Origin of the sequence: Vibrio sp. 10N.261.52.C11 (assembly GCF_041471405.1) — a bacterium.
In the GTDB taxonomy this organism is placed as follows: Bacteria; Pseudomonadota; Gammaproteobacteria; order Enterobacterales; family Vibrionaceae; genus Vibrio; species Vibrio crassostreae_C.
The window spans coordinates 156,239-182,199 of sequence record NZ_JBFROI010000014.1; the positions used below are offsets into that span (position 1 = coordinate 156,239).

The window sequence follows — 25,961 nt, forward strand, 5'->3', positions numbered from 1 at the left end:
ATGACCGGCGAATTTATCAACCCCATGCGGTAGGATACCCATGGACGTTTAATTATTGAAGATTAAATAATGACTGAATCTTTTGCTCAACTCTTTGAAGAGTTTCTATCTGAAACTGAATTCCAACAAGGCAGCATCGTTAAAGGTACTGTAGTAGCTATCGAGAACGGTTTCGTTCTTGTAGACGCTGGTCTTAAGTCTGAATCTGCTATCCCTGCTGAACAATTCAAGAACGCTGCTGGCGAACTTGAAGTTGAAGTTGGTGCTGAAGTAGACGTAGCTCTAGACGCTGTTGAAGATGGTTTCGGTGAAACTCAACTTTCTCGTGAGAAAGCTAAGCGTCACGAAGCTTGGATCGTACTTGAGAAAGCTTGCGAAGAAGCTGAAACTGTTGTTGGTATCATCAACGGTAAAGTTAAAGGCGGTTTCACTGTTGAACTTAACGGTATCCGTGCTTTCCTTCCTGGTTCTCTAGTAGACGTACGTCCTATCCGTGACACTGCTCACCTAGAAAACAAAGAGCTAGAGTTCAAAGTAATCAAGCTAGACCAGAAGCGTAACAACGTTGTTGTTTCTCGTCGTGCTGTTATCGAATCTGAAAACAGTGTTGAGCGTGACGAACTTCTTGAAACTCTACAAGAAGGTACTGAAGTTAAAGGTATCGTTAAGAACCTTACTGACTACGGTGCATTCGTTGACCTTGGCGGTGTTGACGGTCTTCTACATATCACAGATATGGCTTGGAAGCGCGTTAAGCACCCATCAGAGATCGTTAACGTTGGTGACGAAATCCTAGTTAAAGTTCTTAAGTTCGATCGTGAGCGCACTCGTGTTTCACTAGGTCTTAAGCAACTAGGCGAAGATCCATGGGTAGCAATCGCTAAGCGTTACCCAGAAGGTCACAAGCTTTCTGGTCGTGTTACAAACCTAACTGACTACGGCTGCTTCGTTGAAATCGAAGAAGGCGTTGAAGGTCTAGTACACGTTTCTGAAATGGATTGGACTAACAAGAACATCCACCCTTCTAAAGTTGTTAATGTTGGCGACGAAGTTGAGGTTATGGTTCTTGATATCGACGAAGAACGTCGTCGTATCTCTCTAGGTCTGAAACAGTGTAAAGCTAACCCATGGCAGTCATTTGCAGAAATGCAAGCTAAGGGCGACAAAGTTACTGGTAAGATCAAGTCTATCACTGACTTTGGTATCTTCATCGGTCTAGAAGGCGGTATCGACGGTCTTGTACACCTATCTGACATTTCTTGGAACGCTGCCGGCGAAGAAGCTGTACGTGAATACAAGAAAGGCGACGAAATCTCTGCTGTTGTTCTAGCAGTAGATGCAGAGCGTGAGCGTATTTCTCTTGGCGTTAAGCAAATGGAAAACGACCCGTTCAACGCATACGTTGCTGACAACAAGAAAGGTGTTCTTGTAAACGGTACTGTTACTGCAGTTGACGCGAAAGGCGCTACTATCGAGCTAATCGAAGGCGTTGAAGGTTACATCCGCGCTTCTGAAGTTTCTCGCGACCGTATCGAGGATGCATCTCTAATCCTAAGCGTTGGCGACAGCGTTGAAGCGAAGTTCACTGGTGTAGACCGTAAGAACCGCGTAATCAACCTATCTATCAAAGCTAAAGATGAAGCTGATGAGCAAGAAGCAATGGCTTCACTGAACAAGTCTGAAGAAGGCGCGTTCGGTAACGCAATGGCAGACGCATTCAAAGCTGCTAAAGGCGAATAATAGCTTCTCATTAAGAGAATTATAGCTATCTAGCCAAGAAAGGAGCCGTAAGGCTCCTTTTTTTTTGCTTATTTTTCCGATAGGTCTATAATTTCTAAAAAGAAAACCAACGAGGGTAACTATGACTAAGTCTGAATTGATTGAGAGACTGTGCGCTGAGCAAACGCATCTTTCTGCAAAAGAAATTGAAGACGCTGTAAAAGACATTTTAGAGCATATGGCTTCAACACTAGAAAGTGGTGATCGAATCGAAATTCGCGGTTTTGGCAGCTTTTCTCTGCATTATCGTGAGCCTCGTGTTGGACGTAACCCAAAGACTGGTGACAAGGTTGAGTTAGAAGGTAAATACGTTCCTCACTTCAAACCAGGTAAAGAGCTGCGTGAACGAGTAAACTCAGGAATGTAGCCTACTTATCGGAATTAAGAAAAGCGGCATACTATAATGTATGCCGCTTTTTTATGACCATAATATGGTGGTCTGATTAGTAATTTTCCTGCATAATCGTACAGCTAACCAACCAATGAGTGATGAACTATGAAAATTATAAAAATAGTCGCCGTTATCGCACTTTTCCTAATTGCACTGGCTTTAGGCTCTCAAAACCAAACAACTGTGAATTTCAACTATCTGCTAGCGCAAGGTGACTTCCACCTATCAAGTTTATTAGGTGTTGTATTCGTTTCAGGCTTCGCCCTTGCTTGGTTAGTCTTTGGTAATATGCACATGCGGTCTCAGCTAAAAATTCATCGCTTGAAGAAGCAACTCAATAAGCAATCAAAGCAGGTCCCTGCTGATACTAAAGCTTAAAGGCTATATTTGATGTTAGAGTTACTGTTCTTACTTTTGCCCATCGCAGCCGCTTATGGCTGGTATATGGGTAATCGTAACGCTCAGCAAGAAAAACAAAAGCAATCACACCAGATCTCCCGTCAATACGTGACGGGTTTGAACCTATTACTGTCAGATCAATCTGACAAAGCGGTTGATCACTTTATTGAACTGCTTCAAGTAGACAATGAAACCATCGATACTCACTTGGCTTTGGGCAACTTGTTCCGCTCAAGAGGCGAAGTCGACCGCGCTATTCGTATTCACCAAAATCTCATCTCTCGTTCGGGGCTTACCCTCGATCAGAAAAATCTCGCACTGCAACAATTAGCTAAAGACTACATGGTCTCTGGCTTCCTTGATCGCGCTGAAAAAATCTTTGAACAACTTGTAGAAGAACCTGACCATAAAGAGGGCGCTTTACAGCAGTTGGTGGCTATTTATCAGCAGACCCGTGAGTGGAACAAGGCTATCCATTACGGAAATATCTTAGTTAAGCTCGGCAAGAAAAAAATGAAGATGCGTGCCACAGTCGCGCATTTCTGGTGTGAGCTTGCAATGCAAGAACAAGCCGATGGTAATCGTTCTAAAGCGCTTCAGCATTTTAAGAAGGCGCTTTCTGAAGACCCTAAATGTGTTCGCGCAAGTATCGCGCTAGGGAAGTTCCACTTAGCGAACGAAGATTACCAAAAGACAATTGATTGTCTTGAATCGGTACTTGAACAAGATATCGATTTTATCAGTGAGGTGTTGCCAACCCTTGCTGAGTGTTACCACAAGCTTGGACAAGAAGCTCAATTGGTCGAGTTCCTCAAAGCGTGTATTCAGAAGAAAGCCGGTGTATCTGCCGAACTGATGCTGGCGCAATTGGTTGCTCACCATGAAGATGTAGGCTCTGCTCAAGAGTTACTGACAAAGCAGCTTGTTAAAAATCCAACCATGAAAGGTTTTTATCGATTAATCGATTACCACCTAGCGGAAGCAGAAGAAGGCCGAGCAAAAGACAGCTTAACCACACTTCAATCTATGGTTGGTGAACAGCTTAAGGTTAAGCCTCATTACCGTTGTCGTCAGTGTGGTTTCTCGACACACTCTTTGTATTGGCACTGCCCTTCATGTAAAGGGTGGGGGACGATCAAGCCTATTCGTGGGCTTGATGGTGAATAGATTTGTGGTCACTTTAAGACCAAATTATTAATTGCAGCTTTCGGGCTGCATTTTTATGACTGTTATTTATCACCTGCTTAGGTGATTAGAAATTTTTAGAAAGTTAACTGCGTTAGGAGATGAAATGAACGACCAAAAAATCATTGTAGCCTTGGATTATGATAATCAAGCGGATGCGTTAGCCTTTGTCGATCGAATTGACCCAGCATCTTGCCGCCTAAAAGTGGGCAAAGAGATGTTTACCCTGTTTGGCCCTGAATTTGTTCGTGAATTACATAAGCGTGGTTTCTCAGTATTTTTAGACCTTAAATTCCACGACATCCCGAACACATGTTCAAAAGCAGTCCGTGCTGCCGCTGAACTGGGTGTTTGGATGGTGAACGTACACGCAAGTGGCGGTGAGCGTATGATGACGGCTTCTCGCGAAATCTTAGAACCTTATGGCAAAGATCGTCCACTGTTAATCGGTGTAACGGTACTCACCAGTATGGAGCAATCTGACTTAGCGGGTATCGGTCTGGATCTTGAACCACAACAACACGTGATGCGCTTGGCTTCTCTAACGAAAAACTCTGGCTTAGACGGTGTTGTATGTTCTGCACAAGAGGCTTCTTTGCTTAAAGGTGCACTTGGTCAAGAGTTCAAGCTAGTTACTCCAGGTATTCGTCCTGTCGGCGCAGATGTTGGTGACCAGAAGCGCATCATGACGCCTTCTAAAGCGATTGAATCAGGTTCAGACTACCTTGTTATTGGTCGTCCGATTACGCAAGCGATAGACCCTGCTGCTGTACTTGCAGAGATCAACGGTACGCTTGCTTAAGTCTATATTTGGATTGAGATATAAATAAAGAAGGCCAGCAAATTGCTGGCCTTAATTTTTTAGTCTGGATTAGTCTAAACTGGACTGAATGTTCTGTGTGGAGCCTAAACCGGAGCACCACTATGGAATTTGAAGTCGCTGTCTTCTGAAGTGATAAGATCAGCTTCTACTTGAGCAAAATGCGAAATACGCTCTGAAATATCTTTCCCTGCGATCTGTTCTGCTAGCTCAAGGTAATCTTGGTAGTGGCGAGCTTCTGAACGAAGTAGAGACACGTAAAACTTCTCCATGTCTTCTTCCAAGAAAGGAGCCAATTTAGCGAAGCGCTCACAAGAGCGAGCTTCAATAAACGCACCGATGATAAGCTTATCAACCAGAGCATCAGGCTCGTAAGTCTTAACTTGTTTGATCAAGCCCTTAGCGTAACGACCCGCCTCGATTGGCTGGTAAGTCACGCCTTTCTTCTCCATCAACTCCATGACTTGGTAGAAGTGATGCAGCTCTTCTTTGATCAGTAAAACCATCTTATCGATTAGGTCAGCACCGTAATTACAGCTTTCTTTCGCTGTTATTTGCTTGGATACGTTGCTTTTACCACGCAGAGACTCTAAGTCTCCGATACGACGGTAAGCAAATTGCTCGTATGGCAAAATCCATTCATTCAGTTGCTTCGCGCTTTCTTTATCGACGGCGTACTTGCGAATAAGGAATAAAGCACTCTGTGCCGCCTTAAGTTCACACAGCATGTGATCGCGTAGAATGATGTGAAGATTTTCTGGCTTTTTGGCTTCATCTATCCATGAATCTGGCGTTTCGGCTTTAAGAAAAGAGTGGATTGGAGCGAGTAATTCTTGATACATGGTCAGGGAAAGTTTGTTGATAATGCGGGGATTTTATCACAGCTCAAGAGATCTCCCTATACAGAGAAAGGAAATTCAACAGCTACAAAAAAGGCCGCCTATTTAATGTAAATAAGGCGGCCTTTAAGTGTTGAGTTAGACTGTTACCATTTCTTCTTCTGACCGAAGAGGGCATCCATATCGTCTTCTCGTTCTTTAGATTCCATCTGCTGCAAATCTTGAGCGTTTTTGTCTTGGCGTTTCTGGTCAAGCTCGTTAAGCATCTGTTGAAGCTTTTCTTTGGCTTGATTAGAGTACGAGTCGTTCTTAGTCGCCAAAGCATCAATACCTTTGCGTAATAGCTGAATCGCTGTTCCCGGTTGTCCGCGAGAAATCGAATCGTTTGCACGTTTGATAACATTTTCAATGTTAATACGGATTTGAATTGTTTCTAGGCGAGCATTTTCAACCACATAAGCTTGAGTCTCGAAACGGCCTTTATTGTGCTCGTTGCGCACCGTATCACGCAGGCGTTTAACTAACTTAAGCATCATGATCGCTTGCTTGTCACTACTTGGTACGCGGAAAGCGGTACTCTCGCCACCTTTGTAGTTCTCTTTTAGCTGAGTGATTTGTTGTTTTACGCTTTCAATGCGTTGGTCAAGCTGCTTATTTTTTGGATCGAGTTGATACATGTTTTCTAATGCATCAAGAATTCGATTGTTTAAGCATACAAGAAGATCTTGGCTAAACGGCATGTGATGAGCGTTGCCAATCAGTTCTTCTGTACCGTCAATAATGGTTAGATAACGAGAAGCTTCCTGTTTCTTCGCTGTTTCTACCTTAACTTTATATTGAAGCATGATGTTGTAGCCTAAAACTAACACCAAAAGAACGGCTACTAAGACGATTATTAAACCAATATTCATATATTTGAGTCTGCTTATTATTTTCTATAGCTAACTGGAGAGGATACACGATTCCATTGTGTATCGGCACTCGTAAATTGCAATTTCTGATTATCTCTTGTTGAGCGAAATCGGCAATCAAAACTTACCAACTAATGTATGAGAATGAGGGTTGGGTTGCAAAGCGTTAGTGATGTTTTTGTTTGTTAAGCTAGAAAAACTCAATTTTCCTGTCATTTTTGTGTTCGAAGCGTTATAACTATTAATTATATTACACGCGACTATAACGCTCTCTTTGCAAATAAGTTAGCACAGAAATGAGTAAAGGATTACGAGGTTAGATATGAAGTTACAGCAACTGAAGTACATTGTTGAGGTTGTAAACCATAACCTAAATGTTTCAGCTACAGCAGAGAGTTTGTACACATCTCAGCCTGGCATTAGTAAGCAAGTTAGATTACTTGAAGACGAACTAGGCATTCAGATTTTTGAGCGTAGCGGCAAGCATCTAACGCAGGTTACCCAAGCGGGTGAGGATATCATTCGTATCTCTCAAGAGATTTTGGCGCGCGTTGAAAGCATTAAAGCGGTAGCGGGTGAACACACACATCCAGAGATGGGTACATTGAATATTTCAACGACTCATACTCAAGCTCGTTATGCACTGCCTGATGTGATTAAAGGTTTCACGGCGCGCTATCCAAAAGTATCGCTTCACATGCACCAAGGTACGCCAAGCCAAATGTCAGAAGCCGTCGCTAAAGGTACAGCGAATTTTGCGATTGCAACGGAAGCGCTACACCTTTACCAAGATGCGATTATGCTGCCTTGTTACCACTGGAACCGTTCGATCGTCGTGACCAAAGATCATCCCCTGGCACAGAAGCGTAATATCACGATCGAAGATCTTGCGGCTTACTCTCTCGTGACTTATGTATTTGGTTTCACTGGCCGTTCTGAGCTTGATACCGCGTTTAACAAAGTAGGTTTAACACCGCGTGTTGTGTTTACTGCGACCGATGCAGACGTAATCAAAACCTACGTTCGTATGGGCATTGGTGTTGGTGTAATTGCAAGTATGGCTATTGACCACGAGCAAGATACTGATTTGGTTGCGATTGATGCGAGCCATCTATTTGGTGCGAGCACAACCAGCATTGGTTTTAGAAAAGGCACCTTCTTGCGTTCTTACATGTTTGATTTCATGGAGCGTTTTGCACCGCACTTAACTCGCCCTGTGGTTGAGCAAGCTATTTCTTTGAAATCGAACGAAGAGATCGAAGAGATGTTTAAAGATATCGAACTGCCAGTTCGTTAATCTCATCGTGTAAATTTTGATTCTTATTCGGCCTGTATTTGCAGGCCGTTTTTCTTTTGGGCTTTTAGTTTTCGTTTTCTTTATCGGGCCTTTCCATTTCGACCTCTTACCCCTACAATCCACGCATCATAGGGGGAAGCATGCATTCACGATTTAAAATACTCGATTCATTTTTGCTAGAGCACCAGATTTACTGGCGTTCAGAGCCTTTTCACCTATGCCAAACTCAACAGCAGCCGTGGAAAGAGGTCAATCGTCCACTCGTTGATTGGTTAGAAAGCTTAGATAATGAAAGCATTCAAACCTTAAAAGAGCAGCCTCAGCTTTTGATTGAGGAACTGACTCGTTTCCTACCTGAATTAGAAACTGCTACCCAAAACATCCAGTTCGATAACACTGCTTTGGTTGGTTTAGACCTCCCACGTGGTACTGCTGATGGTATTCCTGGCCGAAAGCTACATCAAATTGTCGCAATGGGCGAGGCTGCATTATGCCATCACCATGGCAAAGAGTGGCTCGAGTGGTGTTCTGGTAAAGGCTTTCTTGGTCGAATCCTATCTCAGCAATCGGATCAAAAAGTCACTAGCTTTGAATGGCAGCAATCGTTATGCGAAAGCGGACAAAAGATTGCGGATGACCAGAAGTTAGCGATGGATTTTGTTCAAGGAGATGCGTTTTCAGACAAGGCCGATGACGTGTTTAATTCGTACCAACATGCCGTGGCCCTTCATGCTTGTGGTGATCTTCATGTTGAGCTAGTTAAAAAGTCAGTGTCACATGGGCTACCAGCGGTCACGATTTCCCCTTGTTGTTATCATCTTATTCGAGACGAAAACTATCAAGCGATGTCTTCTATCGCGAAAAGCTCAGCATTAACGTTAAGTAAGAGCGACTTGAGAATCCCGCTTCAAGAAACCGTTACTGGTGGTGAAAGAGTAAAAAGACATCGTCAACTAGAGATGAGCTATCGTCTAGGCTTCAGCCAGTTGCTTAAGGCTGAACTTAACATTGACGAATACATTCCTGTACCGAGCATCAAAAAATCAGAGTTAGCTGAGGGTTTTGAATCTTTCTGCCGTTGGGCATCTGAAGTGAAAGAGCTATCGCTGGGCTCAGATATTGATTTTGACTCTTATTTGATTCAAGGCGAAGCGCTTTTCTGGGAAATGGAAAAGCTGAGTTTGGTTCAACAAGTCTTTAGACGACCATTAGAGATATGGCTGGCTTTAGATCGCGCTATCTATCTGCAAGAGCAAGGTTATGAAGCTACGATTGAAGAGTTCTGTGAACGCAGTATTACGCCAAGAAATCTATTGATTCATGGGGTTAAAATCGAGCGCTAGTGGTAAACCGTACTGTTACGTGTTTTTACGAACTAAATCCATTAATGCAAAAAAGCCAGCGCGACATAATGTCGTACTGGCTTTTTGTTTAATGTGTATGAGTTAACTGAACGCTTCAACGAGAAGATTATTGCGTTCAGTTAGTCATTACATCATTAGTTAAACATTGCGATTGCTTCTGCTGGGTCTACGTATTCAAGGTCAAAGCTTTCTGCAACTTCTTTACAAGTTACTTTACCGTGAATAACGTTTAGACCTTCTAGGAAGCCTTCATCAGATAGAAGTGCTTCGCGGTAGCCTTTGTTCGCTAGCTTAACAATGTAAGGAAGTGTTGCATTGTTTAGTGCGTAAGTTGAAGTACGAGCAACAGCGCCAGGCATGTTTGCAACACAGTAGTGAACTACGTCATCAACAATGTAAGTTGGGTCTGCGTGAGTGGTTGCGTGAGAAGTCTCGAAACAACCGCCTTGGTCGATTGCAACATCAACAACTGCTGAACCTGACTTCATCTTAGCGATGTGCTCTTTTGTAACCAATTTTGGAGCTGCTGCGCCAGGAATTAGTACTGCACCAATTACTAGGTCTGCTTCTAGAACATGCTTCTCAATGGCGTCTTCAGTAGAATAAACCACTTTTGCGCGACCTTGGAATTCTTCATCAAGTCGACGCAGTGTATCTACGTTACGGTCAAGAATTGTAACATCAGCGCGAAGGCCTACAGCCATACGTGCTGCGTTAGCACCTACAACACCGCCACCAACAACAACAACTTTTGCTGGTTCAACACCTGGAACGCCACCAAGAAGAAGACCACAACCACCGTTAGATTTCTCTAATGTTTGTGCACCTGCTTGAATAGACATACGACCAGCTACTTCAGACATTGGTGCTAATAGTGGCAAGCGACCCATATTATCTGTTACAGTCTCATAGGCTACGCAGACAGCTTTGCTCTTGATAAGCTCTTCAGTTTGTGGAAAATCTGGTGCAAGGTGTAAATAGGTAAATAATATTTGCCCTTCGCGAAGCATAGCTCGCTCGACAGCTTGAGGTTCTTTAACCTTTACAATCATCTCTGCTTTCGCGAAAACGTCAGCAGCAGTAGGAAGAATGGATGCGCCTACAGCGATGTAATCATCGTCTGAAAAACCGATACCAGTACCGGCATTGGTTTCTACAAAAACTTGGTGGCCGTGTGAGATTAGTTCTCTCACGCTAGCTGGGGTCATACCAACGCGGTATTCGTGGTTCTTGATTTCCTTAGGTACGCCAATGATCATCCTGACTCCTCATTTTATTTTGGTTGTTTTATCTATGTGTAGGGTAATTCTGTCGAATTAATATCTAGTATAGATAGGTTTAGATAAAATTTGATACTGAATATTAAAAAGTTGTAGTATATTTTTTTGCAAGGAAGTAATAAGGTGGAATAAAAAATGGCAGACAATTATAAGAAGCCGTCCAAGGAACTAGATCGTATTGACCGCAACATTCTTAATGAGTTGCAAAAAGACGGTCGTATCTCAAACGTTGAACTCTCAAAACGAGTAGGACTTTCTCCAACTCCATGTCTTGAACGTGTTCGTCGTTTAGAACGTCAAGGTTACATTACTGGGTACACAGCGTTGCTGAACCCACAGTACCTTGATGCTTCACTTTTAGTGTTTGTTGAAATTACGTTGAACCGTGGTGCGCCAGATGTGTTCGAACAATTCAACACCGCTGTGCAGAAACTGGATGACATCCAAGAGTGTCATTTAGTGTCGGGTGATTTTGACTATCTTCTAAAAACACGTGTATCTGATATGGGTGCTTACCGTAAGCTACTGGGTGATACGTTACTTCGTCTACCGGGCGTAAACGACACTCGAACTTACGTAGTAATGGAAGAAGTGAAACAAACCAATCAACTTGTGATTAAAACTCGTTAGTCACAATTGGTGAAATGAAAGAAAGCGGACATTTGTTCCGCTTTCTTGCTTTCTGGAATTGGGTTTTTCTGTTTGATATGGTTAAATCAACAGTAGTTTCATTGAAACGAGCGGCTTTGGCCGCTCGAGATGTTTTTATCCCGTTTAATTATTAAGTTGGTTTATGTTCAAGCAGAGCAGTAATAAAGTAGAAACAATCATTAAAACGAGTGAAGAGCCTCAGTCTCCTCGTTTGAGTGGTTCTCAACGTCTCAAAGAGTGCAGTCTGATTCTCGGTGTTCTCTTCTCTATTCTACTTGCCGTTGCGTTATTAACTTTTAGTCCTGCAGACCCATCATGGTCGCAAACGGCGTGGGGTGGTGACATTCAAAATGCGGGTGGCTACCTAGGTGCTTGGTTGGCGGATACGCTTTTCTTCGTATTTGGTTCTTTGGCTTACCCTTTGCCTATCTTAGTGACGGTTGCTGCGTGGGTATTATTCCGCAAACGTAATGAAGACGAGCAGATCGACTTCATGCTGTGGGGCACTCGCTTACTTGGCCTGACTATCCTAATTCTTACGAGTTGTGGTTTAGCGGATATCAACTTTGACGACATCTGGTACTTTTCATCCGGTGGCGTAGTGGGCGACGTCTTAACAAGCCTTGCTCTTCCAACGTTGAATGTTCTTGGTAGTACGCTGGTTCTTCTTTTCTTATGGGGGGCTGGCTTTACTCTATTAACCGGTATTTCTTGGTTAAGTATTGTGGAATGGTTGGGTGAATGTGCCATCAAATTCTTCACGTCTGCTGTTAATAAGGCTCGTGGACAAGACCAAGAGCTGCTTGAGCCTCAATTAAGAGAATCAGCAGACCGCGATTTAATCGAAGAACGTCATCAGCAGCATCAAGCGCCAACTTACCGCGATGTTCCTGCTATAGAAGGCAACAAAGAATCAACAGAGCATGATCCGCTAGATCCTGCGATGAGTTTTTCTGCGACCAATGAGTCGGCAGACGTGGCGACAAATGCGCGAGACAATGCTGCATCGCCGAAGCGTCATTACAATATTCATATGCCTGTCGATGCTCCTGCGAAACAAGAAGCTCCTGTTCATGAAGAACCTCAGGTTCAGCCTCAAGCGGTAATTGAGTCAGAGCAAACGATCCCTGCAGCAGCTGTTTACCAAGCGCCAGAAGAACCGCTAGAAGAAGGTATTGAGCGCTCTAAACAGTTGAATGCAACGATAGAGCAGCTAGAAAATGCGGCCATGTATGAAGATGACCTAGCAGAACAAGATCAGGTTGACGCGCATGATTCTCAGGTTGCTTACCAACAATACATGCAGAACGAACAACCAGAAGTTGGCCCTGCTCATGCTGACCTTAGAAGTGCTGAACCAGAATTAGATAGCTCACCACAAGTAAATGGCGAATTTGGTTCTGAAGATGTTCAACCTGAATCTTTATACGCTTCACCTATGGGCGAGCCAGAAGCAACCGTGGAAGACGATTTCTCTGCACAACCTTCACCGTTTGATGTTACGGAAGAGCAAAGCTACCAACAGGGCTCAGAGCTTGAATCAGAACAGGCTGAAGCTGAATTAGCTGACGCAGCATTAATCGAAGAACAGTTTGAACCTTTCCCTTATCAAGAAGAACATTCAGAACCTGAACAGCCAACAGCACAAAACCTAGAGCCAACTGTTGATCTTCCTTGGGAAGAAGTAACGGAAGAAGAACCTGCGCATCAAGATCAAGATCAAGATGTCGCCGCATTCCAAAGCATTGTTTCTGAAGCCCAAGCGAATATGGCAGCGGCGCAGAATCCGTTCTTGGTTCAACAAGATGTTAATTTACCTAAGCCTGCTGAGCCATTACCCACGCTTGAATTGTTATTCCACCCTGAAAAGCGTGAAACCTTTATTGACCGTGATGCGCTAGAGGCAATTGCTCGTCTTGTTGAATCTAAGCTAGCGGACTACAAGATCAAAGCAGACGTTGTCGACATTTTCCCAGGTCCAGTAATCACTCGATTCGAACTTGATCTGGCTCCAGGTGTGAAAGTAAGCCGTATTTCTGGCCTTTCTATGGACTTAGCGCGTTCGCTCTCTGCATTGGCAGTACGTGTCGTAGAAGTGATTCCGGGTAAACCTTATGTTGGCTTAGAACTGCCGAATATGAGTCGCCAAACGGTATTCTTCTCAGACGTGGTTGCTAGCCCTCAGTTCCAAGAAGCGAAATCGCCAACGACAGTGGTTCTAGGACAAGACATCGCTGGTGAAGCCGTTATTGCTGATCTATCGAAAATGCCTCACGTTCTGGTTGCAGGTACAACCGGTTCTGGTAAGTCGGTAGGTGTGAACGTAATGATTCTGAGTATGCTTTACAAAGCATCACCGGAAGATGTTCGCTTCATCATGATCGACCCGAAAATGCTTGAGCTATCGGTTTATGAGGGTATTCCTCATCTATTGTCTGAAGTGGTAACCGACATGAAAGATGCGTCGAACGCCCTTCGTTGGTGTGTTGGCGAGATGGAACGACGTTATAAGCTGATGTCAGCATTAGGCGTTCGTAACATTAAAGGTTACAACGATAAGCTTAAGATGGCAGCGGAAGCGGGTCACCCAATTCACGATCCACTGTGGAAGCCGGGCGACAGCATGGACCCAGAAGCGCCATTGCTTGAGAAGCTGCCTTACATTGTGGTTATCGTTGATGAATTTGCCGACCTAATCATGGTGGTTGGTAAGAAGGTTGAAGAACTGATTGCACGTTTGGCACAAAAAGCACGTGCGGCGGGTGTTCACTTGATCCTAGCGACGCAACGTCCATCAGTGGATGTTATTACTGGTCTTATTAAAGCGAACATTCCAACCCGTGTGGCCTTTACGGTATCAACTAAAACGGATTCACGAACTATCCTTGACCAAGGTGGTGCGGAATCACTATTGGGCATGGGTGATATGCTTTACTTGCCACCGGGTTCTAGCCATACAACTCGTGTTCACGGTGCCTTTGCATCTGATGACGATGTACACGCAGTCGTGAATAACTGGAAAGCGCGTGGTAAGCCAAACTATATTGATGAAATCACCAACGGCGAACAAACCCCAGAAACCTTGCTTCCGGGTGAGAAGATGGAAGGTGATGAAGAGGTCGATCCTCTGTTTGATCAAGTGGTAGAACACGTTGTTCATTCACGTCGTGGCTCAGTTTCAGGCGTACAGCGTCGATTCAAGATTGGCTACAACCGTGCTGCACGTATTGTCGAGCAACTTGAAGCTCAAGGTATAGTAAGTGCTCCAGGTCATAACGGTAACCGAGAAGTCTTAGCACCAGCGCCACCAAAAGATTAGTTCCGGTAGGAACTCATAACTATTCAGTCGGTCAAATCGAAAATATGACCGACTTATGTTCTAACAGGATTATTGATGAAAAAAGTATTCGCACTTTTATTTATGAGCTTCTCAGTGTTTGCTTCTCCGAAAGAAGAGTTGAGTAGCCGCTTGGCATTAAACGCAGGCTTCAGCGCTGACTTTAAACAAGTCGTGACCAGCCCTGATGGTGATGTTGTTATGGAAGGTGAGGGCACGGTAGAGATTGCACGCCCAAGCCTGTTCCGCTGGGAGACCACGTTCCCTGATGAAAACTTGTTGGTATCTGATGGCCAAAGCTTGTGGTACTACAGCCCGTTCATTGAGCAAGTGAGCATTTATTGGCAAGAGCAAGCGACATCACAGACACCTTTTGTCCTGCTTACACGTAACCAAGAAAGTGATTGGGATAACTATAATGTGGTGCAAACGGGTAACCAATTCACGCTAACGCCAACTGCTGTCGATTCTAATCAGGGCGACTTCCAGATTAATATCACCGAAAAGGGCATTGTTCAGGGCTTTAATGTGATTGAACAAGACGGTCAAAAAGGTGAGTTTACCTTTAGCAATGTTGATTTGGGTAAACCTGCAGCAGACCGCTTTACTTTTGTGGCACCGGAAGGTGTCGAGGTCGACGACCAAAGAAACTGATCTAAACAAGCAGATCGTTTGGTAGTACGTCGATAGGCATTAATGCCATCAACGAATCAAGAGATTGCAATTGAGTAATTACAGCTTAGATTTTGCGGGGGACGAAGATTTTCGTCCCCTTGCTGCTCGTATGAGACCGGAAACTGTCGAACAGTACATCGGTCAGCAGCATATATTAGGCCCAGGTAAACCACTTCGCAGAGCGTTGGAAGCGGGCCATATCCACTCGATGATTTTGTGGGGGCCTCCGGGCACCGGTAAAACGACGTTAGCCGAAGTTGCAGCAAACTATGCGAATGCTGAAGTGGAACGCGTATCGGCGGTAACCTCGGGCGTAAAAGACATTCGTATTGCAATTGAAAAAGCGCGCGAGAACAAGCAAGCAGGGCGCAGAACCATCCTGTTTGTGGACGAAGTCCATCGCTTTAACAAAAGTCAGCAAGATGCTTTTCTGCCTCATATCGAAGATGGCACCGTGACCTTTATTGGTGCGACGACAGAAAACCCATCTTTTGAACTGAACAACGCTTTGTTGTCACGTGCGCGTGTCTACAAACTGACGTCCCTGAACACAGATGATATTTCTCTTGTCATTCGCCAAGCGATTGAAGATAAGCAACGTGGGTTAGGTGATGTGCCTGTTGATTTTGCTGATAATGTTTTAGATCGCCTTGCAGAACTGGTTAACGGCGACGCGCGTATGTCGCTTAACTACCTTGAACTGCTGTATGACATGGCAGAAGACAACGATAAAGGCGAGAAAGCGATAACCTTGCAGTTGTTGGCTGAAGTGGCTGGTGAGAAAGTCGCTCGTTTCGATAACAAGGGTGATATTTGGTACGACCTAATCTCCGCGGTTCATAAGTCAATTCGTGGCTCAAACCCTGATGCGGCCTTGTACTGGTCAGCACGAATGATTGCTGCGGGTTGTGATCCTTTGTATATCGTTAGACGCTTGCTGGCGATTGCTTCTGAAGATATCGGTAACGCTGATCCTCGCGCCATGCAGGTAGCGATGTCGGCTTGGGATTGCTTCACGCGCATTGGCCCTGCTGAAGGGGAGCGTGCGATTGCGCAGGCGGTTGTTTATCTCGCATGTGCACCAAAGAGTAACGCCGTTTACACCGCGTGGAAGCAAGCGTTAACAGATGCTCACAATCTTCCTGAATATGAAGTGCCGCATCATTTGCGAAATGCACCGACAACTTTGATGAAGGACATGGGCTACGGGCAAGAATACCGTTATGCTCATGACGAACCAGGAGCCTACGCCGCTGGTGAAAAGTATCTGCCTCCTGAAATGGGAGAGAAGCAATACTATTTCCCAACAAAACGAGGCTTAGAGACCAAAATTGGCGAGAAGCTAGATTATCTGGCGGATTTGGACGCAAAAAGCCCACAAAAACGCTATGAAAAGTAGTCTTTTTTGGATATCGTTACCTAGTCATAAAATTTCAATTAAATCGTTATAAATTGGTCGAAATAACACCAGTTTTAGGGGTTTAGCAGTGATTCAGTAGCAAGCTACTGAATATTCAAATAACTAAAGCATAGGATTAGCAATGCTGGATTCTAAATTACTTCGAGCTGAGCTGGATGAAACAGCGGCAAAATTAGCACGTCGAGGCTTCACCCTTGATGTAGAGACAATTCGTGAACTTGAAGAAAAACGTAAGTCCCTTCAGATGAAAACTGAAGAGCTACAAGCGTTACGTAACTCTCGATCGAAGTCCATTGGTCAAGCGAAAGCAAAAGGCGACCATGAAGAAGCTGAGCGTATCCTTGCAGAAGTAGGCAACTTAGGCGCAGAACTAGACCAAGCTAAAGTAGCATTGGCTGATCTTCAATCTGAGCTAGAAACGATCACAATGTCTATTCCTAACCTACCTGATGCAGAAGTGCCAGATGGTAAAGATGAAGACGATAACGTAGAAGTTTCTCGTTGGGGTCAACCTAAGACTTACGACTTTGAAGTGAAAGATCACGTCGATCTTGGCGAAATGTCTGGCGGTCTTGATTTTGCTAGCGCAGTTAAAATCTCGGGTTCTCGTTTCATCGTGATGAAAGGCAAATTTGCACGTCTACACCGTGCTATTGCTCAGTTCATGCTGGACCTTCACACTGATGAGCACGGCTACACAGAAATGTACGTACCGTATCTAGTGAACCACGATAGCCTTTACGGTACTGGTCAACTTCCTAAGTTCGGCGAAGACTTGTTCCACACAAGCCCGCTAACTGAGCAAGTAAGTGACGTACCTCTTAAGACTTTATCGCTTATCCCTACTGCGGAAGTACCGGTAACGAACATGGTTCGTGACACGATCACTGATGAAGCTGAACTGCCACTTAAGATGACAGCTCACACGCCGTGTTTCCGTTCTGAAGCGGGTTCTTACGGTCGTGACACTCGTGGTCTTATCCGTATGCACCAATTCGATAAAGTTGAATTAGTACAAATCACTAAGCCAGAAGACTCAATGGCAGCGCTTGAAGAGCTAACTGGCCACGCTGAGAAAGTACTTCAACTTCTAGAGCTTCCTTACCGTAAAGTGATTCTATGTACAGGTGACATGGGCTTCGGTTCTGCGAAAACTTACGACTTAGAAGTATGGGTTCCAGCACAAGAGACTTACCGTGAGATTTCTTCTTGTTCAAACATGTGGGATTTCCAAGCGCGTCGTATGCAAGCTCGTTTCCGTCGTAAAGGCGAGAAAAAACCTGAACTTGTACACACACTAAACGGTTCTGGTCTTGCTGTTGGTCGTACTATGGTTGCTATCCTTGAGAACAACCAAGAAGCAGATGGCCGTATTGCTATCCCAACAGTACTTCAACCATACATGGGCGGCGTAACGCACATCGGTTAATGTCAATTTAGGTTAATCGAATTTAGATTAATCTAACTCATTAGAATAGTTAAAAGGCTTTGCTGTAATGGCAAAGCCTTTTTTTTACCTGAAGTCTTAGAACCTAAAGTGTAGAAAGAAAACTTAGGAAGTCTACGATACATCTATAATCGATTAGTTTCTACATTGCGACACATCGATATGGCTTTACTGTAGAAACGTAGATAATCCATGTCATATAATTCTTGTGCGGTGTAAAGCTGTAAGATGACTTCGTCACACTCTTTAATAATCGTGTTCACTTGTTTTGACCCTATTGAACTTGGCCAAGCAAGAGTAAGTAGCTTGATAATATTCATGCACACCTTTTTTATGACTGGCGCGCGCTCCTGTATATTCAAGTATATTGTCAATAAAGCTTTATAGTTGGATTGTGCCTTTTCTATTGTAATATTCTGCTCTTTCAGCCATCGTATTTTTCGATGATTTTGACTGTTTAGTTCATTTAACATTGTCATTTGACTTGATATGATCGCCGAACTTTCTGTTTTAATGATTAAAATCTTACTTCGCTGGACCGCTATTTTGAATTCGCACTCACAACTCATTTTGTCGAGTAACCACGCATGATGATAAATGGTCGAAAATTCTCTGAATTGGTTACCGTTGTGTAGATCAGTTAAGAGATTAATCGATTTTTTGTACTCTTTTTTTTCAAACGAAATATGTGCAGCGATAAGTGCAAGGTCGCAGTGGATCTCAGGGATTTGCTCTTCCCAGACTTTACTCAGAATGAAGTTAACTTGTTCGAGTTTCTGTTGCTTATTAATATCATCGGAAGCTGAATATAAAAGAAACCTAACGTGATTGAGCTTCATTAGCACATTGTCGCGAAACGTATCCTTATTGAAATGAATGTAATTTTGGTAGTGCTTAAGTGCGGTTTCAGAATCGTTAACGGATAAACATAGGTTGGCAATTGCTAGTTCACGATCTGAGTTTCCAGGCGTTAACTTACTAGCTAGTTTGAAGTGTGCTATCGCAGCTGGTATTCGATTACTGAGCAAACTCACATGAGCTGCTTCATCACGATACAACGTATTGCTTGGTGCGTTTTTGATCAATGTTGATATGATTTGATTGGCTTCGGTCTGTTGTCCTAAGTTAGCTAGGCTGTTCGCTAAGCCTGCTTGTGCCCAGTCGAAATTCCCTTCTGCCATAGCACTCTCATACACTATTTTTGCTTCATCAAACAGCTCAAGTTTAGAAAGGAAATGGCCTCTGAATTGTTCGATTGTAGAGAAGTACTCTGGGTGAAAATGCGATAGAGCTTCACAATGCTCAAGGCCTTCTCGATAGAGATGCGCTCGATCAGCATTATAGATTTCTTCTAGTGTTTTCTTCTTACGAATCGATGCTGTAATACGTAATTTTAAGGTCTCACGATTAAAAGGTTTTAGTAAGTAGTTATCTGGGCGCAATTCAATAATTGGTCTAATAAAAAAAGCTGAGTTTTCCCCAGTAACTAGTATAAAAACACCATCATCTTTTAACATTCGTGTTTGTTTTAATTCTTCAAATAATTGCTTACCATTCATGCCCTCGCCAAAATTGTAATCACAAATGATGACATCAAATGATGTTTCATTGACTAGCGATATCGCGACTTTTGGTGAGGTGGAAAGAAAGATGTTTTTTTCATAAAATCCAATATAAATCAACATATTGCGTATGGTGGAGAGGACTATTGGTGCATCGTCAACAATAAGGACTTGCAGTTGATTTAACCTCATTATTTCAAATCATTCTGAGAGATTAATTCGGAAAAACTTGCTTGCTTCGATGTGAAGTAGCCTTGGTATCTTGTCATACCAATTGAAGATAGATAATCAAAATCCTGTTGTTTCTCAACACCTTCGATAATACAAGACAGCCCTAAATTTTCGGCCAGATTAATGCAGGCTTTGGTTAGCACTTGATGCTTTTTGTTGGAACTAACATTATGTACGAAGCTTCGATCCACCTTTAACTCGGTAAAAGGTAAGTTCGAGAGTTGTGATAATGAGGCGTAACCTGTCCCGAAATCATCAACAGAAAGACCAATACCGGACATGCTCAATTTTGCGATATTCTTATAACAATTGGTATCAAGCAAAAAAGTTTCGTGTTCAGTTATCTCTAATGTGAGCAATGAAGGGGATACATTGTATTCATTGCATAAGTTTATTATCTTGTCTGCGACATCGATCCTAAGCGTTGATTGCTCGATGTTGATGGAAAAAGCTAATGGCTCGCGCAGCTTTGAGATATCTTTTAGCCCTTGTTCCAGAACGTTGTAAAACAGCTTATCCAATAAATTAAGGCGTCGAACAGATTCCATGAAGTGGAGTGGAGTGAGTAAACCCAATTCAGGGTGCATGAGGCGCGCAAGTAGCTCTACACCAACGGCTTGAGTTTTGTTTACGTCGTGCTGACTTTGATATGCGTTAACGAACCAATTCTTTTCGAATGCTAACTGAACTTGTTTATCGTTTAACACAACAGGTAAGCTCTGAATCGCATTCACTGTATTGGATAAAGAGTGAGAAGATAATAAGCGTTGGATATGTGAGTCTTTAACTGGCTTACGAATAACCTCAACGTGTTGATAGCCAATTAATACACACATGTTTTGGGTCGACTCTAATGCTGAGCTAGCCATGGCACTTAATATAACGACTCGTTTAATCGATCTCATCGCTTGTGGTGATGCTAGCAAAGATACGCCATCAATTTGTGGCATTTGCAAGTCACAGAAAGCGAGGTCAAAGTTATGATTCTGACATATTTTGATCGCTTCTTCGCCATTCGAAGCGGTATAAACGTTGCTAATTTCGTATCTCTTAAGCAAAATTTTTATCGATGTTGCTTGGAGCAATGAGTCTTCGACGATCAATACTTTCACTGGAGGTTTAGCCTTTTTAATATGATAGACGCCGATTCAATCGACTTATTTAGCTCATCGGTGAGCTGTTTTAATTTTTGAGCGTTGTTCGGGTCCTTTTCACAGTCTTTTGCTGCTCGGTAAAGTGTCGTTAAACCAAGTAACCCCGCGGATCCTTTGATTCGATGGGAGACTTCTTTTATATTCTCTTTTTCGTCTTGTAACATTGATTTATCAGCAGTGAACGATTCGAAGATCACGCTTGCCATCTGTAATTGTTCGTCTTCAGAGTAATTGCTTGCCCATGGCTGGTCAGGGTGTTGTTTGATGCAAGTTGCTGGGAGCAACTGCTCTAGGGCGACTGCCAACTCATTAAAAGAATAAGGTTTATAAATCACTTGGTTCATCCCAACACGTTCAGCTTTTTCTACTACCAGTTTGGAATCTTCCGCGGTACAACCAATCACAGGGTAATGAGATAATTCGGGCGATGATTTGATTATTTCAGTTAATTCGTACCCATCCATATTTGGCATGTGACAATCGGTGATGACTAAGTCAATTACTTGATCACTCTGCTTCAAAATATCCAATGCCTCTTGCCCATCTTTGACTATGATGGCGTTAAGTCCGAACTGCTTTAATTGTTTAGTAAACAATAACCGATTGATTGGGTCGTCATCGGCTATTAATACGTTGCCTTCGAATTGATATCTATTTCCAGTATCGTAAGTCAACGGATCTCTGGATGTGGTTAAGGCTGACAATAAATGATCTGGGTATAGATTTTGCCATTGGTTAGATCGAACGAGATTAAAGGTATTTTGGTCTTTTGAGCTCTGATGAGGTACTCCCCAAGCTTTGAGCCACCTTAGTATTTCTCGATCTTCGGTGCTGATTTCCTGAGGTGTATTTAGTATTGAAGATTTTGCTTCCACGGGGATAGTGACGGAGATCTTTGTTCCTAACCCTTGTTTACTCTCAATCTTTAACTCACCATTCATCATGTTGACCAAACGCTGAACAACGGTAATACCTAGCCCAGTACCTCCATAACGACGGCTAATACTATGGTCACCTTGAGCAAACGGTTGGAATGCACGAGTAATTTGCTGCTCAGACATACCACAACCAGTATCTGTTATAGACAGGCTTAACTGGTGCTCAGTTACATCGACGTTAATGAGAACAAAGCCGCTTTCTGTAAACTTAATCGCGTTGTTAAGTAGGTTGTTGAGTATCTGTGTTACTCTCAGCCAATCTAAGCTAGCTGTATTGATTGAGCCTGTTTTCCAATCCACTTTAAAGTTGAGGTTGTTTAATCTTGCGTGTGTTTCAAATGTCCTAAAAATAGGGCACAGTTCTTGATAAATATTGCTGTTTCTAGATTCTAAATGAAGCTGATTTGCCTCCATCTTTGAAATGTCGAGAATATCACTGACGAGCAATTTCAATCGTTCTGCAGATATCTGGGCATTCGATAACAGTTCCATATTGTCTTTGCATTCAATTTTGGTACTTAGTAACTCCATTAATCCGATCATTGCGGCAATTGGTGTGCGTAGTTCATGACTGACAATCGCTAGGAATAAATCACGAGCTTTGATAGCTTCTTGGGCTTTTGTGTTCGAAATTTCTAGTTCGCGTTGTTGAGCTTCCCATCTCGTTAAATCATCTAACACAGTGACTGTGTAATAGCTCTCGTCTGAGCTATTCATTACACGTTGTCGAATTACTCTGAAGTGTTTTTCGTGTCCACTACAGTGACACTTTATTGTTTTCCAGATACCAAGAGCTAATGTGTTTTGAGCTTGGCTTTCGGCCTGTTTAAGCCAGCAAGATTTTTGATCGTTACCTGCCGTTAAACATAAATCTCTTTGTTTGTTAAATGCGCTATTGGATAAGACTAGCTTATTTGTTTGATCATGAATCGATATCAAGGTTGGTAAGCTATCCAGTAATGTCGTTAGCCATTGGATTTGTTTGTAACTTCGTTGTTCTGATTGTTTTGCTTTGTTTAGTGAAATGGAAAGACGCCTAGTTTTGACTAATCCATAAGTCACTAGAACGAAAATAAAGCTAGAAACGGCTAACGTATAAAGAACAATACGTTCTTCGCTATAGCCGTATTGTGCTGTTATATTGTGGTGCTTGAGAGTTAGAAGATCGATTTCGTTTTGTGTTGTTAAAGAAATCGCTGAGTTGATGACGCTTTGAAGAAACGTTGAGTCCTGATGTAATATCACACCTATATTTTTGAACAATGAAGCTGCATTATCTCGAGCTTCAATGTGAAATATGTCGGAATACCCGTTGTAAACGTATAGATTCGCTATACTTTGTGGAATGTAAGCGTGGGTGATCTTTCCATTACTCATGTCTTTAGCAAGAGTTTTTATATCTTGGTACATGACGGCGTCACTGAAATCTAATTTTAATGACTCTTTCTGTATAAAGTACCCGGTTCTATCAAGAATCGCTGTTCGTTTAGTGTCTACATTTTTGTTCGTTGCAATATAGGCCCAATGAAGCTTCATAAAAGGTTCACTAAAAATAAATTCGTTATTATTTGGGTTTTCTACATCGAAACCGGGTAAAAAGTCGATTTCTTTAGTACGCAGCATTTCAATGACATCTTTTCCTTTAGGCTGCACGTATTCGAAGCTTACTCCAAGCTTTCTCGAAATGAGAGTGATCGCGTCGTGAATGAAACCGACCGTTTGTTGTGTTGTAGGATCGAAATATGAATAGGGGTAGATGTTTTCACTGACCGTATACCTAATCGAACGATGTCCATATTGGCTTTCTATAACTTGATTTATGATGTCATCATAAAAGTGGTAGAAATAGTTCGATGATATTTGAGTGATATCTTTGATTTGGTGTTTCAGCAATGCATCAATGATTGTTTTTAGTTGAGTTGATTCCTTGCTCATTAATACTTGAATGGGGAATGGAGCTAGATTTTTTGAAAATGAAATTGTGCCTTGCCATTCTCCTGGTGTCACAACGGAATAGTAACTCTGGACTGACGTTAAATCGATGACTGTTGCATCAGCAGTGCCTACAGCGAGGGTTGTAAAGAGCTCTGATGCGCTATTTACCATCAATATTTTCGTGATTCCCAAATCTTTAATTATCTGACAAAACAGTGAATTTCGAATACAAGCCCACATGAGTTCATGCTTGGATTTGGTTTGAGCTGCTTCGTCTTTAAACCAAAAAACGTTAGGCACGTTATAGAGCGTATTGGAAAAAATAAATTGCTCTGATCGCTGACGTGTTTCAGCATAACCTAGAGTTAAGTCGACTTCTCCTTTCGCTACAGCATCAAGCAGAGCACGTGACGAGAAATATTCTTTTATTTCAATATTGACATTAAGCTTCTCTTCAAGCGTCCGAACGACTTCGGCCGAATTGCCTTTATTTCTATTGACGAACACATCCTCCCACGCCCGGTTAAATAGGTGAGTAGGCTTAGCAATGACAATCGTTTTTTTTGCCTGCAAGTAATCTGTCTGATTAGAATTAAGCACCATTTCCGAAGCAACACACGGAAAAGACAGTGAGAATAAAACAAAAAAACAAGAGAGATAGGTTTTCATAAGATTAGAGAATTAAAAAAGTCTCGTTATTTTATGACGGCTATTTATCCAACAGCTAATACTCTTTTGCTAATTATTTTTGTGGTGAAGATTAATTTTATTTTTGGGTGTTATCGAGATGAAACAACGGTTAGAGACGTTTTTATGGCTATCTGATTTTTCGCGTGAAGGATAAGCCGCCGTTGGTATTTATGGGCGGCTTATAGGCTTTTGGTATTTCTAAATGACGTTTGTTAAATCAACTTGGCTTGAAGCAAGCAGGTTGTCGGAGTGCTTTATCGATCGATGAAACAAGCTGTTCGATATGTTCCGGTTGGCTAATGAAGGGAGGCATCATATAAATTAACTTACCAAAAGGACGGATCCAAACACCTTGCTCTACAAAGTGCGCTTGAATGGTTTCCATATCGACAGGTGTATGTGTTTCAACAACGCCAATAGCGCCTAACCAACGAACGTCTTTGACAAGATCATGCTCTCGCAACGGTGGTAGCAACTCAGAAAAGAGTTGTTCAATCTGTTGAGTCTGATTTTTCCAATGGCCTTGCTCGATGATGGATAAACTTGCTGCACCCACAGCACAAGCTAAAGGGTTGCCCATAAAGGTTGGCCCGTGCATAAAACACCCCGCTTCACCGCCACATACGGTGTCTGCGACTTCTTTGCTCGCAAGCGTCGCTGACAGCGTCATATAGCCGCCAGTTAACGCCTTTCCAACGCATAAGATATCTGGTTGAACATCGGCATGCTCACAGGCGAACAGTTTGCCTGTTCGGCCAAATCCGGTCGCAATCTCATCCAAGATAAGTAATACGTTGAATTCATCACACAGCAAGCGAACTTGTTTTAGGAACTCAAGGTGGTAGATGCGCATGCCGCCAGCGCCTTGAACGATAGGCTCTAAGATTACGGCGGCAACCTCTTCATGATGGGCTGTGAGTTTCTCTCGAAAGCTATTGATGTCACTTGAATTCCACTCATCCCAAAAGCCGGTTTTTGGCGAATCAGCGAAAATGTGCTCAGGCAAAAAGCCTTTGTAGAGGCTGTGCATCGAGTTATCTGGATCGGTCACCGACATTGCCGCGAAGGTATCGCCGTGGTAACCATCTCTTAGCGTTAGGAACTTTGAACGAGGTTGCCCTTTAGCATGCCAGTACTGCAGTGCCATCTTAAGGCTAACTTCCACGGCCACTGAACCTGAATCGGCCAAGAATACGTGCTCTAGATTACTTGGCGCAAGTTTTAACAACTTCTTACATAAATCGATAGCGGGCTGGTGGGTGATACCGCCAAACATAACGTGTGAAACCTTATCGATTTGGCTGTGAGCCGCAGCATTGAGCTCTGGATGATTGTAGCCGTGGATGGTTGACCACCAAGATGACATACCATCAATAATTCGTTTTCCGCCTTCTAATTCTAGGTAAACACCGTCTGCATTGGTGACTGGATAGCAGGTCAGAGGTGTTAACGTTGATGTGTAGGGATGCCAGATATGCTGGCGATCAAAGGCGAGATCCATAGTAACTTCCATTCTTGGTGTGATTAAAAAATAACCAGATGTAAACTTTTGATATTATCAATGTGTTGACAGTCTAAAGCTTGTCGGTAGACTAGCCAAGCATAAATGCAATCTCTATTGATAGAGATGAAACATCAAATAATAAAAAAGGATCG

General features: G+C 42.9%; 19 protein-coding genes. 12 read left to right on the forward strand and 7 right to left on the reverse strand.

The features are described 5' to 3' along the window. Nucleotides 1-69 precede the first annotated feature (69 nt). From rpsA to pyrF, 5 genes are all read left to right on the forward strand, one after another. Nucleotides 70-1,740 carry a 30S ribosomal protein S1 gene (gene rpsA / locus AB4323_RS06075; protein ID WP_010439921.1) on the forward strand — a complete coding sequence of 557 codons (1,671 nt, stop codon included), beginning with the start codon at nucleotides 70-72 and terminating at the stop codon, nucleotides 1,738-1,740. Between the two features lie 121 nt (nucleotides 1,741-1,861). Further along, complete coding sequence (gene ihfB / locus AB4323_RS06080; protein ID WP_017060238.1) at nucleotides 1,862-2,146, forward strand: integration host factor subunit beta; 285 nt, start codon at nucleotides 1,862-1,864, stop codon at nucleotides 2,144-2,146. Nucleotides 2,147-2,275: 129 nt separating this feature from the next. Then, on the forward strand, nucleotides 2,276-2,548 hold the full coding sequence (locus AB4323_RS06085; protein ID WP_017060239.1) for a LapA family protein: 273 nt from the start codon (nucleotides 2,276-2,278) through the stop codon (nucleotides 2,546-2,548). 12 nt (nucleotides 2,549-2,560) lie between these two features. After that, nucleotides 2,561-3,736, forward strand: coding sequence for a lipopolysaccharide assembly protein LapB (gene lapB, locus AB4323_RS06090; protein WP_017060240.1), 1,176 nt, complete (start codon nucleotides 2,561-2,563; stop codon nucleotides 3,734-3,736). A 124-nt stretch (nucleotides 3,737-3,860) separates the two neighbouring features. Continuing rightward, nucleotides 3,861-4,556, forward strand: a complete 696-nt coding sequence (pyrF, locus tag AB4323_RS06095) for an orotidine-5'-phosphate decarboxylase (RefSeq protein ID WP_017060241.1) — start codon at nucleotides 3,861-3,863, stop codon at nucleotides 4,554-4,556. A 104-nt stretch (nucleotides 4,557-4,660) separates the two neighbouring features. On the opposite strand, the gene miaE is transcribed toward pyrF, so the two are convergent. Together miaE and AB4323_RS06105 are read right to left on the reverse strand one after the other, a co-directional pair. Further along, nucleotides 4,661-5,416 (reverse strand): tRNA isopentenyl-2-thiomethyl-A-37 hydroxylase MiaE, encoded by a 756-nt coding sequence (miaE, locus tag AB4323_RS06100; protein WP_372151925.1) that lies wholly within the window; start codon nucleotides 5,414-5,416, stop codon nucleotides 4,661-4,663. Between the two features lie 143 nt (nucleotides 5,417-5,559). Then, nucleotides 5,560-6,324 (reverse strand): DNA repair protein, encoded by a 765-nt coding sequence (locus AB4323_RS06105; RefSeq protein WP_102332954.1) that lies wholly within the window; start codon nucleotides 6,322-6,324, stop codon nucleotides 5,560-5,562. Nucleotides 6,325-6,646: 322 nt separating this feature from the next. Between AB4323_RS06105 and cysB the strand changes: the two genes are divergently transcribed. Both cysB and AB4323_RS06115 read left to right on the forward strand, forming a co-directional pair. Continuing rightward, complete coding sequence (gene cysB, locus AB4323_RS06110) at nucleotides 6,647-7,621, forward strand: HTH-type transcriptional regulator CysB (RefSeq protein WP_017060244.1); 975 nt, start codon at nucleotides 6,647-6,649, stop codon at nucleotides 7,619-7,621. Between the two features lie 140 nt (nucleotides 7,622-7,761). Further along, nucleotides 7,762-8,964 (forward strand): methyltransferase, encoded by a 1,203-nt coding sequence (locus AB4323_RS06115; RefSeq protein ID WP_102393838.1) that lies wholly within the window; start codon nucleotides 7,762-7,764, stop codon nucleotides 8,962-8,964. 155 nt (nucleotides 8,965-9,119) lie between these two features. Here the strand turns inward: AB4323_RS06115 and ald are convergent, their stop codons facing one another. Beyond that, entirely contained in the window at nucleotides 9,120-10,244 is a 1,125-nt protein-coding gene (gene ald / locus AB4323_RS06120) for an alanine dehydrogenase (protein ID WP_102332952.1), read from the reverse strand. Nucleotides 10,245-10,400: 156 nt separating this feature from the next. Here ald and lrp point away from each other — a divergent pair, with 156 nt between their 5' ends. From lrp to serS, 5 genes are all read left to right on the forward strand, one after another. Then, nucleotides 10,401-10,895, forward strand: coding sequence for a leucine-responsive transcriptional regulator Lrp (lrp, locus tag AB4323_RS06125; protein WP_004734558.1), 495 nt, complete (start codon nucleotides 10,401-10,403; stop codon nucleotides 10,893-10,895). Between the two features lie 163 nt (nucleotides 10,896-11,058). Continuing rightward, nucleotides 11,059-14,235 (forward strand): DNA translocase FtsK 4TM domain-containing protein, encoded by a 3,177-nt coding sequence (locus AB4323_RS06130; RefSeq protein ID WP_372151927.1) that lies wholly within the window; start codon nucleotides 11,059-11,061, stop codon nucleotides 14,233-14,235. A 75-nt stretch (nucleotides 14,236-14,310) separates the two neighbouring features. Beyond that, a complete protein-coding gene (gene lolA / locus AB4323_RS06135; RefSeq protein ID WP_372098779.1) occupies nucleotides 14,311-14,907 on the forward strand; it encodes an outer membrane lipoprotein chaperone LolA in 597 nt (198 codons plus the stop codon). Nucleotides 14,908-14,971: 64 nt separating this feature from the next. Further along, the gene (locus tag AB4323_RS06140; RefSeq protein WP_017060249.1) at nucleotides 14,972-16,327 is read left to right on the forward strand and encodes a replication-associated recombination protein A; all 1,356 of its coding nucleotides are present in this window, start codon (nucleotides 14,972-14,974) and stop codon (nucleotides 16,325-16,327) included. Between the two features lie 142 nt (nucleotides 16,328-16,469). Then, nucleotides 16,470-17,777 carry a serine--tRNA ligase gene (serS, locus tag AB4323_RS06145; protein ID WP_017107656.1) on the forward strand — a complete coding sequence of 436 codons (1,308 nt, stop codon included), beginning with the start codon at nucleotides 16,470-16,472 and terminating at the stop codon, nucleotides 17,775-17,777. 143 nt (nucleotides 17,778-17,920) lie between these two features. Here serS and AB4323_RS06150 read toward each other — a convergent pair whose 3' ends face one another. The 4 genes from AB4323_RS06150 to bioA all read right to left on the reverse strand — a co-directional run bounded on the left by AB4323_RS06150 (nucleotide 17,921) and on the right by bioA (nucleotide 25,806). After that, nucleotides 17,921-19,549: a response regulator gene (locus AB4323_RS06150; protein ID WP_372151929.1), complete on the reverse strand. Its 1,629-nt coding sequence runs from the start codon at nucleotides 19,547-19,549 to the stop codon at nucleotides 17,921-17,923. Continuing rightward, on the reverse strand, nucleotides 19,549-20,700 hold the full coding sequence (locus AB4323_RS06155) for an EAL domain-containing protein (protein ID WP_372151931.1): 1,152 nt from the start codon (nucleotides 20,698-20,700) through the stop codon (nucleotides 19,549-19,551). The genes AB4323_RS06150 and AB4323_RS06155 overlap by 1 nt, the downstream gene beginning before the upstream one ends. Continuing rightward, nucleotides 20,697-24,188 (reverse strand): ATP-binding protein, encoded by a 3,492-nt coding sequence (locus AB4323_RS06160; RefSeq protein ID WP_241910074.1) that lies wholly within the window; start codon nucleotides 24,186-24,188, stop codon nucleotides 20,697-20,699. The genes AB4323_RS06155 and AB4323_RS06160 overlap by 4 nt, the downstream gene beginning before the upstream one ends. Nucleotides 24,189-24,522: 334 nt before the next feature. Further along, on the reverse strand, nucleotides 24,523-25,806 hold the full coding sequence (gene bioA, locus AB4323_RS06165; RefSeq protein WP_102491438.1) for an adenosylmethionine--8-amino-7-oxononanoate transaminase: 1,284 nt from the start codon (nucleotides 25,804-25,806) through the stop codon (nucleotides 24,523-24,525). Between the last annotated feature and the right edge of the window lie 155 nt (nucleotides 25,807-25,961).

Excerpts from the sequence above, each read along its gene's own strand:
- rpsA (WP_010439921.1), top strand. The coding sequence starts at position 70 with ATGACTGAATCTTTTGCTCAACTCTTTGAAGAGTTTCTATCTGAAACT.
- ihfB (WP_017060238.1), top strand. The coding sequence starts at position 1,862 with ATGACTAAGTCTGAATTGATTGAGAGACTGTGCGCTGAGCAAACGCAT.
- AB4323_RS06085 (WP_017060239.1), top strand. The coding sequence starts at position 2,276 with ATGAAAATTATAAAAATAGTCGCCGTTATCGCACTTTTCCTAATTGCA.
- lapB (WP_017060240.1), top strand. The coding sequence starts at position 2,561 with ATGTTAGAGTTACTGTTCTTACTTTTGCCCATCGCAGCCGCTTATGGC.
- pyrF (WP_017060241.1), top strand. The coding sequence starts at position 3,861 with ATGAACGACCAAAAAATCATTGTAGCCTTGGATTATGATAATCAAGCG.
- miaE (WP_372151925.1), bottom strand. The coding sequence starts at position 5,416 with ATGTATCAAGAATTACTCGCTCCAATCCACTCTTTTCTTAAAGCCGAA.
- AB4323_RS06105 (WP_102332954.1), bottom strand. The coding sequence starts at position 6,324 with ATGAATATTGGTTTAATAATCGTCTTAGTAGCCGTTCTTTTGGTGTTA.
- cysB (WP_017060244.1), top strand. The coding sequence starts at position 6,647 with ATGAAGTTACAGCAACTGAAGTACATTGTTGAGGTTGTAAACCATAAC.
- AB4323_RS06115 (WP_102393838.1), top strand. The coding sequence starts at position 7,762 with ATGCATTCACGATTTAAAATACTCGATTCATTTTTGCTAGAGCACCAG.
- ald (WP_102332952.1), bottom strand. The coding sequence starts at position 10,244 with ATGATCATTGGCGTACCTAAGGAAATCAAGAACCACGAATACCGCGTT.
- lrp (WP_004734558.1), top strand. The coding sequence starts at position 10,401 with ATGGCAGACAATTATAAGAAGCCGTCCAAGGAACTAGATCGTATTGAC.
- AB4323_RS06130 (WP_372151927.1), top strand. The coding sequence starts at position 11,059 with ATGTTCAAGCAGAGCAGTAATAAAGTAGAAACAATCATTAAAACGAGT.
- lolA (WP_372098779.1), top strand. The coding sequence starts at position 14,311 with ATGAAAAAAGTATTCGCACTTTTATTTATGAGCTTCTCAGTGTTTGCT.
- serS (WP_017107656.1), top strand. The coding sequence starts at position 16,470 with ATGCTGGATTCTAAATTACTTCGAGCTGAGCTGGATGAAACAGCGGCA.
- AB4323_RS06150 (WP_372151929.1), bottom strand. The coding sequence starts at position 19,549 with ATGAGGTTAAATCAACTGCAAGTCCTTATTGTTGACGATGCACCAATA.
- bioA (WP_102491438.1), bottom strand. The coding sequence starts at position 25,806 with ATGGATCTCGCCTTTGATCGCCAGCATATCTGGCATCCCTACACATCA.